The sequence below is a fragment of the Pseudolabrys sp. genome, from assembly GCF_035943735.1.
In the GTDB taxonomy this organism is placed as follows: Bacteria; Pseudomonadota; Alphaproteobacteria; order Rhizobiales; family Xanthobacteraceae; genus Pseudolabrys.
In genome coordinates, this window is the sequence record NZ_DASZBV010000025.1 from 35,916 (window position 1) to 48,066 (window position 12,151).

Below are 12,151 nucleotides of genomic sequence, written 5' to 3' on the forward strand. Positions count from 1 at the left end.
TTCCGCCGTGCTTCAGCTCGAAAACCCGTTCTGGACCTTCTCCCTTGACGTCTATGCCCGGGCGGGCGTGGCGGAGGAATGCCTCGGCCTGCAGGCGCGGCACGGTATCGACGTCAATGCGCTGCTGTTCTGCGCCTGGGCGGGGGCGGGCCGGAGGGCGCTTCTGAGCGAGCGGCAGGTCGCCGGCATCGTTGCCCGGGTCGAAGCATGGCAGCAGCGGACCGTGCTGCCGCTGCGCACGGTGCGGCAGACGCTGAAGGAGATGCTGGCGATCGGAGAGCCCGTCACGACCCTGCGCAAGGATGTTGCGGCCGTGGAATTGAAAGCCGAGCAGATCGAGCAGGCGATGCTGTTCGCCGATGCGGCGGCGCTGCTCGAAGGCGCCGGCGCCGCGCGCGCGGCGGAGGCCGTGCCGGCGAACCTCGCCTGCTTCCTGAGTCATCACGGCGCCGTGGTAGCCGCGGCCGGACAACTGGCCGCCGCCGCCCGGGCGTTTGCCGCGGAGCACCCAGCCGAACGTTGAGCGGCGACAGCGACGGGCGGCAACAGGCTACCAATTTGCTCTGCTGCGATGCGGTAGCGACTTTATCAAAATCTCGCAGTGCAAGACGGATTAAATCGAACGCGTCGTGTTCGAATGTCGTTCCATGGGCGCGCACGAATTTTAATTCTTGCGCCATATCGTCACATTCCGATGCGTCGCACGGTTTCACGTGTTGTTCCGCTGCAGCGATGCTTGCCCGTTTTGACCAAAACCTTCATCATCGCGCGTCGATCCGGTGCCTGTCCGCGAATTGACTGCGGAAACGCTGTCGTCGCTGCCGATGATCGAGCACTCAAAAGAGTGGGGCGACAGGGAGAAACGTGATGAGTTTTCTGAAGCGCACAACTGCGTCGCGCTGGCAGCTGCTTGCCGGCGCTCTGACGGCGTCGGTCATCGGCGTCGGCATTAGCATACCGGTCCATGCGGCCGATAAACCGATCAAGATCGGCGTCATTGGTGAGGACGCGGCGGTTGCCGGTACGTCGATTACCAAGGCGGCGCAACTTGCCGCCGACGAGATCAACGCCAAGGGCGGCATCCAGGGCCACAAGGTCCAGGTCATTACCTACGACGACCATTCGTCGGCGGCGGACGCCGTGCGCGCCTTCCAGCGCGCGGTCAACCAGGACAAGGTCGATGCCGTCATCGGCAGCTACATCAGCGAGGTGGCACTGGCGATCGAGCCGTGGTCGGCGCGTCTGCACAAGATCTTCATCACGCCGGGCGCGGCCTCGACCGACATCTCCAAGCACGTGCACGACGACTACGCGCACTACAAATACACCTTCCACGGCTGGCTGACGTCGGCCTTTATCGCCCAGTCGATCTGCGACTTCTCGAAGGACACCCTGGTCAAGACCTACCACATGAAGTCCTCTGCGGTGATGAGCGAGGATGCGGCCTGGACCACGCCACTCGACGCGCAGTACCTCAAATGCCTGCCGGAAGCCGGCCTCAAGGTGCTCGACCACATCCGCTTCAATCCGGATACGACCGACTTCACGCCGATCTTCAACAAGATCGAGGGTGAGCATCCGGACGTGATCATCACCGGCATCAGTCATGTCGGCGTGCAGCCGACAGTGCAATGGCACGATCAGCGGGTGCCGATCGCGATGGCGGGTCAGAGCTCGCAGGCGACCACGTCGACCTTCTGGAAGGACACCAACGGCGCGGCCGAGGGGGTCATCACGGCGACCGCGGCAGGTCCCGGTGTGGCGATCACCCCGAAAACCATCCCGTTCATCGAGGCCTACCAGAAGAAATACGGCGCGACGCCCGCCTATAGCGGCTTCGCTGCCTATGACGACGTCTACATCATTGCCAACGCCGCGGTTGCTGCTGGCTCGACCGATCCGGACAAACTCGTCGCCGCGATGGAGAAGACCGACTACGTCGGCACCATCGGCCGCGTCCAGTTCTACGGCAAGGACAGCCAGTACACACACGCGATGAAGTACGGGAAAGACTACGTCTCGGGCACCTTCATCCAGTGGCAGAACGGGAAGCAGGTGACCGTGTGGCCGACCGACAAGGCCAACGGGAAAATCAAATTCCCGGATTTCGTGAAGCTGCCGCAACAGGCTGCCGCCAAGTAAGCGCGCCGCCGTGACCCATGCGCGGACCGTGACCGGGAAACGAGGTTTTCCGGCCGCGGTCCGCGATGGCCCGGATTAATCGCGGCGGAAAGCCGCGGCCGCGCTGCGACGAGGATTCCGATGGTCTACTTGCAGATTTTGATCGATGGCTTTGCCATCAGCTCGCTATACGCGCTTGGCGCCATGGGCTTCACACTCATCTTCGGCGTCTCCGGCGTGCTCAACCTGTCGCATGGCGGCATCATGGTCATCGCCGCGGTGATCGGCTGGCTCGCCGCCGGCGATCTCGGCTTCGGCGTCTATCTTGGCACTCTGACCGGCGTCATCGCCGGGCTCGTCGCCTCCTACGTCACCTATTTCATGGTCATCCTGCCGATCCAGCGGTCGAAAGCGATCCCGCGCGACGAGACCGAGATATTCATCCTCACCGGGACGCTTCTCTGGGGCATCATGATCCAGGTCGGGCTCGCCTACCTGTTCACCGACAATCCGGTCACGATGCGGCCGCTGATCGACGGCGTCACCTACATCGCCGGCGTGCGCTTGCCGAAGAACGAAATCATGATCGCGGTCATTTGCTGGGTCGTCATCGGGCTCCTCTGGCTCCTCGTCAACCGCACGCCGGCCGGCAAGAGGCTGCTGGCCGCGTCGATCAATCCGCGCGGCCTGACGCTGCTCGGCTTCGACCTGTCGAGCATCTACCTGTTCGTCTGGAGCATCTACGGCGTGCTCGCCGGCATCGCCGGCGTGCTGCTCGCGTCCTTCCTCGGCGTCAGCTCGGCCAGCGCAGGACAACTCACCGCCAGCGCGTTCTCGATCGTGGTGCTCGGCGGCATGGGCAGCGTGTCGGGTTCCCTGATCGCGGCTTATGTCGTCGGCTATCTGGAGACGATCACCGCCTATCTGATCGCGCCGACCTTGCGGCCGATCCCGGCGCTGCTGCTGCTGGTGTTGGTCGTCTACGTGCGGCCGCAGGGCATCCTGGGACGGCGGTGAGGGCACGACGATGAAGAACCTCTTACGCTCGCCGGCGCTCTATATCGCCATCGGCGTCACCGTCGTGGCCGCGCTCCTGCCGCTGTGGGTCTCCGAATATCTGCTCGCCATCCTGACCGTCGCCTATTACTTCGGCGTGTTTTCGATGTCCTGGGATCTCCTCTTTGGCTTCGCCGGTGAGGTCAATTTCGGGCCGACCTTTCTGATCGGCCTCGGTGCGTACACCGCCGCGATCCTCGACAACCAGTTCGGACCGCCGATCTTCGTCTGCGTGCTGGCCGGCGCCGTCGTCGCGGTGCTCGGCGGCCTCGTTCTCGCGGTGCCGGCGCTCAGGCTCAGTGGGCCCTATTTCGGCCTTGTCACGCTGGTCGCCGTGCTGCTGCTGCAGAACGCCATTGTCATCTTCGCCCACTGGACCGGCGGCGAGATCGGCATGACGGTGCCGGACGTCCTCTCGATCGACGCCAGCCAGAACTACTGGTATGCGCTGGCTTTCCTCGTCGTCAGCGCCATCCTGCTGTTCGGCCTGTCGCGCTCGTCCGTGGGTTTGATCCTGCAGGCGAGCGGACAGGACAGGATCGAGGCGCAGGCGCTCGGCTTCAACGTCACCAAGCACAAGATTGCCGCGTTCTGCATCAGCGCGCTGTTCTCCGGCGTCGCCGGCGCCATGCTCATCTTCTATATGGGCACTGCCTCGGTCGACACCGTCATCGACATCTCCATCGGCGTGCAAGTGATCATCGCCGCCGTGCTCGGCGGCCGGCGCACCATCCTCGGCGCGCCGCTCGGCGCCATCTTCCTGATCCTGGCGACCGAGTTCCTGCGCCCGCTCGGCCAGCTCAATACCTTCGTCGTCTCGGCGGTGGCACTGGCGGTGATCCTGTTCTTCCCCGACGGACTGTTGGGCTACGTGCTGCGTGCGGGAGAGCGCGAATGAACGCGCCCGTCCGTCTGCAGGTCGAGAACCTGAGCAAGCGCTACGGCGGCCTCGTTGCGGTCAAGAACATCACGCTGCAGGTGCGTGCCGGCGAAATCGTCGGCCTGATCGGGCCGAACGGCTCCGGCAAGTCGACGCTGATGAAGCTCGTGATGGGCATCGAACCGTGCAGTGCCGGAACGGTCTCGCTCGAAGGCACCGACATCACGCGCTGGCCGTCGCACCGCGTCGCGCGCGCCGGCGTCGGCATCGTGTTCCAGCATTCGCGGCCGCTGCACCGGCAGACCGTGCTGGAGAACATCAAGCTGGCGCTGCTGCCGGATTCGCTGCTGCGCCTGTTCGCGGACCGTGACGTCGACGCCCGCGCGCGCGCCATTGCCGACCGCGTCGGCCTCGCCGCGGTGGTCAACCGCCATCCCTCGACGCTGCCTTTCGCCGATTTGCGGCGCATGGAGATGGCGAAGGCCATCGCGCGCAATCCGAAGGTCGTGCTTGTCGACGAACCCTTTGCCGGGCTGACCATGTCCGAGGTGGGCGTGTTCTCGGACCTCATCCGCAGCTTCCGCGACGAGGGCCGCGCCGTGCTGCTGGTCGACCACAACGTCAAGAGCGTCGCAGCGCTGGTCGACCGCGTGTTCGCAATGTATCTCGGCGAGCGCATCGCGGAAGGCACGGCCGATGAGGTTATGCGCAATCCGACCGTGCGCCGCGTTTATCTCGGCGGTGAGATCACGGCCTCGCAGCACCGGGCTGCCGCAGGCGCTGCCAAGCCGCCGCTGCTCGAGGTGGAGGATGTCAGCGTCTTCTATGGCAAGGCGCAGGCGCTCGACAAAGTCGGCCTGCATGTCGGGCAGGGCGAGTTCGTCTCCATCGTCGGCCTCAATGGCGCCGGCAAGACGACGCTGTTCAATGCGATGTCCGGCCTGGTGCCGTATTCCGGCAAGATCACCTTCGACGGCAACGACCTGCGCCGCAAGACGGCCGGCGCTATCGCCCGCGACGGCCTGGTGCAGTGTCCGGAGAGCCGCGAACTGTTCGGCGACATGAGCGTGCACGAGAATCTCGATCTCGGTGGCCAGCATCTCTCCGCCGCGCGCCGGCGCCAGCAGTTCGATTGGCTGCTCGAGTTGTTCCCGATCCTGAAGGAGCGCCGCGGCCAGGCCGCGCGGACGTTATCGGGCGGTGAGCAGCAGATGCTGGCGATCGCCCGCGCGCTGATGATGGACCCGAAGCTGCTGATCCTCGACGAGCCGACGCTCGGACTGGCGCCGGTCATCCTCGAACAGCTCGGCCGCGCGCTCGAGCGCTTGCGCGAGAGCTCGCCGGTGACGATCGTGCTCGGCGAGCAGAACGTCACCTTCGCGCTGCCGCACGCCGACCGGGTCTACGTGCTGGAGCACGCACGCATCGTCTGGGAGGGCGATCCCGTGCGTTTCGCGCAGGAGATGGGCACCGGCTATCTCTGAGCCGGCGCCCTGCGTTAGGCGACCGCGATCTCGAGCGGGAAGTTGTCGACGATCTCGTGCCCGGTCTCGTTCACGATGAAGGTGTGGCCGAGGAAGATGCCGAACATGCCGTCGGCGGTGATCGGGTTCGGCTCGGCCATGATCACCATGCCGGGCTTGAGGATCATGTCGGCCTGGACGCCGCGCACATGCTCGGCGGCGACGTGCGGATTGTCGGTGACGAGATCGATGCCGTGACATTGCGTCGGCCGCGACTGCACGCCGTTGTCGCGGAAGAATTTCGACGCCTCGCGCATCGCCTCCGCCGGTCTACCCGGGGCGATCTCGGCGACGATCTTGTGATAGCCGGGCACGGTGATCTCGTTCCAGAACTTGCGCACCATCTCGGTCGGCTCGCCCAGGGTGATCGGTGAGCCGATCTGCGCGGTGTAGCCGCGATAGCCGGCGGCGAGCTCCATGTTGATGATGTCGCCCTTCTTGAGCACGCGGCTTGAGGGCCGTGGATTGCCGAAGATCATCGCCGGATTGTCCATCGGCGTCGACCCGATGATGAGGAAGTCGATGTCGCCGCCGCCGTCGAGGATGGCGGCTCCGGCCGCGGCGCGAAGCTCATACTCCTTCGCGCCGGGCTTGGCGCGCGCGATCATCGCTTCCATCGCGCGCTCGCACAGCACGCCCGCCTTGCGGATGCAGTCGAGCTCTTCGGCGGAATGAATGACGACGAGGTCGTGCAGGAAGTTCTTGGTGAAGACGAGCTCGGCGTCGGGCAGGCCGGCGCGCAACGTGTTGTACTGGTTGACCGGCATGTAGTCTTCGTGGCGCGGGTCGATCTCCATCAGGCCGATGCGGCCGCGCTCGAGCTTGAGTTCCTGCAGGCGCTCGACCATCACCTCGGCGTAGCGGCCATTGCGGCTGTGGCGCACATCCTTGATCGCCGGTGCGACGTGGCGGCGCACCGCCTCGGCGTGCGTGCCGCCCATCGAGTAGATCATGGTCGGCTCGCCGTCGCGCGGCACCAGCACGTAGGAGGCGAGCGCGTGCCATTCGACATGACCGGTGAGCCAGAGCGACCCGGCGCCGAAGCTCCAGTGACTCGGACCGCCGGCGGCGATCACGCAATCGAGCTTGTGCTCCTTCATCTTGTCGCGCAGCGCGGCGTAGCGGCGGGCGTATTCCTGCTCCGAGAACTGCTCCCAGACGGCATCGTGGTAGTAGGGCGTGCCGCGCATGTTGGCGAAGGGCAGGGACTGGTCGAGCTTCGTGCGCACGACTTCCCACGGCTGCGGGCCGAGCGGCTTGCGGGGCGTCTGGATGTTCATGGAGTTGTCCTGATGACGTGGCGATCGGTTCGGCACGGCTCAGGGAAGAGGTGCAACGCGGGCTGGCCGGCGGTCGCGTGACCGGACGGCGGGCGCCTGCGCTGCAGTGTTACTCCTCCCGCGGAGCGTGTCCGGACTGATGCCGGAGTTGGCGCCAACATTCTGCCCGCAGCCGGGGGAGTCAAGTGGTGCGGCGCCACCGGCCATGCGGTGGCGCCGTGTCGTAGATGCCAGCCGGCGTCGTCTACTTGGCCGGCGTTGCGGGCGCGGAGCGGTTGGATGGAGCCGGTGCGTCCATGGACGTGGGCGCCGAGCCCGTCGTCGCCGGTGCGGTGCCGGTCGTCGTGGCCGGCGGATTGTTGTTGGCCGTCTGCGGTCCGTTGCCGCCCGTGCCGGCGTACCACCAGACGCCCAAGCCGATCAGCACGATCACGATGATGCCGATGATCCAGCTGCCGGAGCCGTCGCCGCCCACAGGGCGACGCGGAGAATTCGGATTGTATGTGGACATAAGATTTGCCTCGGTTGGTTGCGTTCGAAGAGTCCAACCACGCGCCGGGGCGATGCGTTCCGACCTACCGGCAAGGTCAACCGGTATATGGGTACCGCCGCGCGGCAGATTGCGGTCGATTTGATCGACTTGCAGCGGTGAAATCCCGGCGGCGGCGGGCGGTCACAGCCGGTCTTCGATGCCTGGCGCGGCATTGTCGGCCGCCGACAGGGTCACCTGCGCACCGCACACCTTGCATTCAAAAACGTAGGAATTGCCCGACGCGCCGTCGCCGTCGAGGACATGTGTGAGCCACATGTCCACCCCACAGGCGTCGCAGTGGGGCCGCTCCGCAGCCTCAGTGTCCGGCACAGATCGATCCCTCCGGCCGTCGTGCGCGGCGCTGTTTGTGCAATTAGAGCCGCGGAAAGCGTGCCGGTCGGTACGCTAGCTGACCGACATTGCGGCAGAATCTCTTTTACCTCTGAGGCTTCCGGCGGCGGCGCAATTCCGCGCCACCCCATCCCGCCGCCAATTCGCCCCCGTCCCTGGGAGCGACGAGGACATATCTTGCCGACCGACAATTTGATCCTGGATGGCCTGCCCGAAGGGGTGAGGGCGAGCCTCGAACCACATCTGACCGCCGTCGAGCTGCCGCAGTCGCTCGTCCTGCAGGAGGCGGGCCGGACGGTCTCGCAGGTCTATTTCCCGCTCAGCGGGATGGTGTCCCTGCTTGCCGTCACGCCCTCGGGGGAGTCGATCGAGACCGGCATCGTCGGCCGTGAAGGCGTGGTCGGCGGCCTCGCCGTCGGCGACCTGTCGTCCTTTGCGCAGGCGATCGTACAGATCGAGGGCCGCGCGCTGCGCATCGGGCCCGCGCAGTTCCGCGCTTTGTGTCAGGAGCACCTGGTGCTGCGCGAGCGCGTGGATCGCTACCAGGCGTTCATCCTGACCCAGGCGCAGCAGAACGCCGCCTGCCATGCGCTGCATTCGCTCGAGGGCCGCCTGTGCCGCTGGCTGCTCCAATCCGAGGATCTGATCGAGAGCAACCAGATCGCCCTGACGCAGGAGTTCCTTTCCTACATGCTGGGGGTGCGGCGGCCCACAGTGTCGGTCGCTGCCTCCGAGCTTCAGCGCGACGGGCTGATCACTTATCGCCGTGGCACTATCACCGTGCTCGAGCGTGCCGGCCTGCTGAAGCGCAGCTGCCAGTGCTACGAGGTCCTCCGGGACGAAATCCACGCCCATCGCCGCTGATATGGCTGCCAGGTCACCCGCCATGCCCCGGCCGCGGCTTGATCTGAGACAATCCTTCTAACGGTATCCTGCGACTACACTGCCGAGTTCCCGCACGGAACAGCCGGCTTGTCCGGTCGTTGAGTCGCGTCGGTTTTGCGTTGGAGGGAAAGCCCATGGCACCGCGTGCGTACTGGAAGGGATATCTGCGCCTGTCGCTGGTGTCGTGTCCGATCCAGCTTTTCCCGGCGGCGTCCGAGCGCGAGAAAGTGCGCTTCCACCAGCTCAACCGCGATACCGGCAACCGCATCCGCTACGTGAAGGTCGATGCCGACACTGGCGACGAGGTCGCCGCCGACGATATCGTCAAGGGCTACGAGGTCTCCAAGGGCAACTACATCGAGGTCGAGCCGGACGAGCTCGAGGCGGTCGAGATCGACTCGACGCGCATGATCGACATCGATCAATTCGTGCCGCGCAAGGAGATCGACGACCTCTACATGAAAGATCCTTATTATATCGTGCCGGACGGCGAGGTGGGGCTGCAGGCCTTTGCCGTCATCCGCGACGCGATCAAGAAGCAAGGAATGGTCGCGCTCGGCCGTGTTGTCTTCACCAACCGCGAGCATGTGATTTCGCTCGAGCCACGCGGCAAAGGGCTGATGGGTGTCACGCTGCGCTACCCCTACGAGGTGCGCGCCGAGAAGGACTATTTCGACGACATTCCGAACGAGAGCGTGCCGAAGGACATGCTCGAACTGGCGACGCACATCGTCCAGACAAAGGCCGGCCATTTCAAACCGGACAAATTCGAGGATCACTACGAAAGCGCGCTGCGCAACCTCATCAAGCGCAAACAGGAAGGCAAGCCGATCGAGCGGCCGAAGGAGCAAGAGCCGGCGAAGGTGATCGACCTGATGGAGGCGCTGCGGAAAAGCGCCGGCAAGGAAACGCCGGCGCGGCGCACGCAAGCGCGGTCGACGACATCGCACCGGCGTACCACGAAGAAGAGCACGCGCTCGAGCGCGCGGCATCGCAAGGCCGGTTGAGGCTAGCGCCGCTTCCGGCGTGTCGACGCCTTCTTTTTGCGCTTGAAGGGGACGACGTCGGCCGAGGCGCCGGCGCTGCGGCGCAGGGCTTCCTTCAGGCTCGCCGGACGGCCATGTTTTTTCAAAAGGTCGCGGAAAGCCTCGTCGGCCAGCTCCTGGAAATCCATCATGCGGTCGCGCGCCAGCATGTCGAGCGAGGCCCAGGTCTCGTCGTGGAATTGCACCCGTTTGCCAGGCATTTGGACCATCCGCGGATTTGAGATTGCGATAATAAATTCCGGGCAACCTATCACGGCGGGCCGCGCCGCGCGGAAAGCGGCCATCAAAAGAAAGCCCCGGCACAACGCCGGGGCTCTGAGTCAGTGAACCCTGAGGGGAGGGGGAGGAGCCAGGGTTCGCTTCATCAATGGCGGACCGCGGTGTTTGGTTCCGCAGCGTCCGGAAGGGCCGGAACGACAGCCGCGATTGCGGCGTTCTCCGGCCGGAACATCCGGTAGCCGAAACGGAGCAGGGACATGGCCGAAGTGACCACCGACCACCGGAAAATCAAAAAATGGGCCGAGGCGCATGGCGCCAAGCCGGCAGCTGTGGACCGGACGCATCAGAAGAACGACGTGGGGATTATCCGCCTGATGTTCCCGGATGTGCCCCAGTCCGAGCACACCCACCTGGTGCCGATTTCATGGGATGAATTCTTCAAGGAATTCGACAACCGCAAGCTGGCGCTGATCTACGACCCCGATTCCATGTTCAGCAAAATCGTCGGCCGCGACTCCATTGCCGAGAGCAATCCACGCATGCGGCACTGACGGCGGGATTCACCCGAGCGCCTTGGCCGCAAGCCGCGCCAGCAGCGACGCCAGCATCTTCTCCCGTTGCGCCGCCGACGTCGGAATGCCCGAGCGCCGCGCGAGGCGGCGCAGTTCGCCGCTCTCGAACGCGTCGACGATGACCGCGTGCACGTAGCTGCGCCGGCAGACCGCCGGCGTGTTGGCGAGCTCGGCCGCGACCGACCGCATGATGGCGAGCAATTGACGCCGCCGGCCGCGGTCCGATGTCTTCGGCTCGATGGTCGCCAACTGCGCCAGCGCGGTCGCCGAGGCGATCAGCGTACGGAAATCCTTGAGCGAGACGGGCCGGCCGGTGACCTCCTGCAGCGCGACGTTCACGTCGCGCCGGCGCAGCGGCACGACCTGGCCGTTGCCGTTGCGATACTGGAAGATGCGCCGGCCCGGCAAATTGGACAGGCGCTTGAGCGCCGCGGCCAGACGGCGTGAGCGGACGGCCTTCTCGATCGCCTTGCCGCCCTTGCCGATGAAGCGCAGCGTCACCGTCTCACCCGAAATCGCCATGTTCGATTTGAGCAAGGTCGCGGCGCCGCGCGTGCCATGCTCCCTGGCGTAAACCTCGCTGCCGGGCCGCAGCGCGGTGAGAGCGATCAGCTCGACCAATGCCGCGATGGCGCGCTCGCGCGTCGCCTCCGCGTCCTTGAGATGGCGCGAGATCCAGGAACGAAGCCGCGGCAGGATCTCGGCGAGGCCGGCCACGCGCCGCGCCTTGCGCAATTCGCGCACCTTTTCCCAATCCGGATGATAGCGATATTGGTCCCGCCCGGCGGCGTCGCGGCCGACGGCTTGCAGATGCGCGTGCGGGTCGGCGGCAAAGGCGACGTTCTCATAGGCGGGCGGAACGGCGAGACGCTTGAGCCGGTACAGCGTGCGCTCGTCGCGCAGAGGCCCGCCGCTGCCGTTGATATAGACGAAGCCCATGCCGCGTCGGCGGCGCTGGATGGTCAACTCCGTTCTGGATACGTAACGCAGTCCGAGCCGGCGGAGCAGGCGTTCGGGCGGTCGCGTGGATCGATCGAGTTCGTTCATGGCAGGAACGCGAATGATCGAACGGCCACCTAAGTTCCACCCGTGCGCAACATGAAATGAAAAAGGCCGCCCCCAACAGGAGCGGCCTTTCCGATGGCGGGCGCAGAGAGCGCTTAGACGGCGGCCTGCTGGTTGAGCTGGGACTCCGCGATCTTGGTCAGCTTCTGGTCGGCGGCTTTCTCCTCCTTGAGCGTCTGCTCGAGCACGCTGGCGCAGTCGGCACGGCCGAGCTGCTTCGCCCAGGCGACCAGGGTTCCGTAGCGCGACATTTCATAGTGCTCGACGGCCTGCGCCGCCGCGGCCAGCGCCGCATCGAGCACCTGCTTGTCGTCCACGTCGGAGGCGACGTCATTGGCCTCCTCGATGATGCCGTCGATGGCGGGGCAGTCGACACCTTTTGGCTCCTGGCCGTGCATCTTGAACACCTGCTCGAGCCGTCTCACATGGCCCTTGGTCTCCTCCAGATGCGATTTGAAGGCGGTCTTGAGCTGAGCATTGCTCGCCTTCTGCTCCATCTCCGGCAGCGCCTTCAGGATCTGCTTCTCCGCGTAATAGATGTCCTGCAGCGTGTGGACGAACAGATTGTCCATCGTTTCGATGTCTTTGCCAAAAAGGCTCATGTGTATCCTCCGGATGTGT

General features: G+C 65.3%; 14 protein-coding genes. 8 read left to right on the forward strand and 6 right to left on the reverse strand.

The features are described from left to right. Positions 1 to 7: 7 nt before the first annotated feature. From VGV41_RS18755 to VGV41_RS18775, 5 genes are all read left to right on the forward strand, one after another. Positions 8 to 523 carry a TIGR02444 family protein gene (locus VGV41_RS18755; RefSeq protein ID WP_326865520.1) on the forward strand — a complete coding sequence of 172 codons (516 nt, stop codon included), beginning with the start codon at positions 8 to 10 and terminating at the stop codon, positions 521 to 523. A 344-nt stretch (positions 524 to 867) separates the two neighbouring features. Next, positions 868 to 2,142 carry an ABC transporter substrate-binding protein gene (locus VGV41_RS18760; RefSeq protein WP_326865522.1) on the forward strand — a complete coding sequence of 425 codons (1,275 nt, stop codon included), beginning with the start codon at positions 868 to 870 and terminating at the stop codon, positions 2,140 to 2,142. A gap of 120 nt (positions 2,143 to 2,262) precedes the next feature. Continuing rightward, the gene (locus VGV41_RS18765; RefSeq protein WP_326865524.1) at positions 2,263 to 3,138 is read left to right on the forward strand and encodes a branched-chain amino acid ABC transporter permease; all 876 of its coding nucleotides are present in this window, start codon (positions 2,263 to 2,265) and stop codon (positions 3,136 to 3,138) included. A 10-nt stretch (positions 3,139 to 3,148) separates the two neighbouring features. Beyond that, positions 3,149 to 4,075 (forward strand): branched-chain amino acid ABC transporter permease, encoded by a 927-nt coding sequence (locus VGV41_RS18770; RefSeq protein ID WP_326865525.1) that lies wholly within the window; start codon positions 3,149 to 3,151, stop codon positions 4,073 to 4,075. Continuing rightward, positions 4,072 to 5,541: an ATP-binding cassette domain-containing protein gene (locus tag VGV41_RS18775; RefSeq protein ID WP_326865526.1), complete on the forward strand. Its 1,470-nt coding sequence runs from the start codon at positions 4,072 to 4,074 to the stop codon at positions 5,539 to 5,541. The genes VGV41_RS18770 and VGV41_RS18775 overlap by 4 nt, the downstream gene beginning before the upstream one ends. 14 nt (positions 5,542 to 5,555) lie before the next feature. Here the strand turns inward: VGV41_RS18775 and VGV41_RS18780 are convergent, their stop codons facing one another. The 3 genes from VGV41_RS18780 to VGV41_RS18790 all read right to left on the reverse strand — a co-directional run bounded on the left by VGV41_RS18780 (position 5,556) and on the right by VGV41_RS18790 (position 7,668). Beyond that, a complete protein-coding gene (locus VGV41_RS18780; RefSeq protein ID WP_326865527.1) occupies positions 5,556 to 6,860 on the reverse strand; it encodes a Xaa-Pro peptidase family protein in 1,305 nt (434 codons plus the stop codon). 244 nt (positions 6,861 to 7,104) lie between these two features. Continuing rightward, a complete protein-coding gene (locus VGV41_RS18785; RefSeq protein WP_326865528.1) occupies positions 7,105 to 7,371 on the reverse strand; it encodes a hypothetical protein in 267 nt (88 codons plus the stop codon). A gap of 162 nt (positions 7,372 to 7,533) precedes the next feature. Continuing rightward, positions 7,534 to 7,668, reverse strand: a complete 135-nt coding sequence (locus tag VGV41_RS18790; protein WP_326865530.1) for a hypothetical protein — start codon at positions 7,666 to 7,668, stop codon at positions 7,534 to 7,536. 252 nt (positions 7,669 to 7,920) lie between these two features. Between VGV41_RS18790 and VGV41_RS18795 the strand changes: the two genes are divergently transcribed. Both VGV41_RS18795 and VGV41_RS18800 read left to right on the forward strand, forming a co-directional pair. After that, entirely contained in the window at positions 7,921 to 8,607 is a 687-nt protein-coding gene (locus VGV41_RS18795) for a Crp/Fnr family transcriptional regulator (RefSeq protein WP_326865532.1), read from the forward strand. Positions 8,608 to 8,762: 155 nt separating this feature from the next. Next, entirely contained in the window at positions 8,763 to 9,635 is an 873-nt protein-coding gene (locus VGV41_RS18800) for a Ku protein (protein ID WP_326865533.1), read from the forward strand. Between the two features lie 2 nt (positions 9,636 to 9,637). On the opposite strand, the gene VGV41_RS18805 is transcribed toward VGV41_RS18800, so the two are convergent. Then, positions 9,638 to 9,874 (reverse strand): hypothetical protein, encoded by a 237-nt coding sequence (locus VGV41_RS18805; RefSeq protein ID WP_326865534.1) that lies wholly within the window; start codon positions 9,872 to 9,874, stop codon positions 9,638 to 9,640. 276 nt (positions 9,875 to 10,150) lie between these two features. Here VGV41_RS18805 and VGV41_RS18810 point away from each other — a divergent pair, with 276 nt between their 5' ends. Further along, entirely contained in the window at positions 10,151 to 10,444 is a 294-nt protein-coding gene (locus VGV41_RS18810; protein WP_326865535.1) for a hypothetical protein, read from the forward strand. Positions 10,445 to 10,453: 9 nt separating this feature from the next. Here the strand turns inward: VGV41_RS18810 and VGV41_RS18815 are convergent, their stop codons facing one another. Then, the gene (locus VGV41_RS18815) at positions 10,454 to 11,512 is read right to left on the reverse strand and encodes a DNA topoisomerase IB (RefSeq protein WP_326865536.1); all 1,059 of its coding nucleotides are present in this window, start codon (positions 11,510 to 11,512) and stop codon (positions 10,454 to 10,456) included. A 113-nt stretch (positions 11,513 to 11,625) separates the two neighbouring features. Then, on the reverse strand, positions 11,626 to 12,132 hold the full coding sequence (locus tag VGV41_RS18820) for a ferritin-like domain-containing protein (RefSeq protein ID WP_326865537.1): 507 nt from the start codon (positions 12,130 to 12,132) through the stop codon (positions 11,626 to 11,628). Between the last annotated feature and the right edge of the window lie 19 nt (positions 12,133 to 12,151).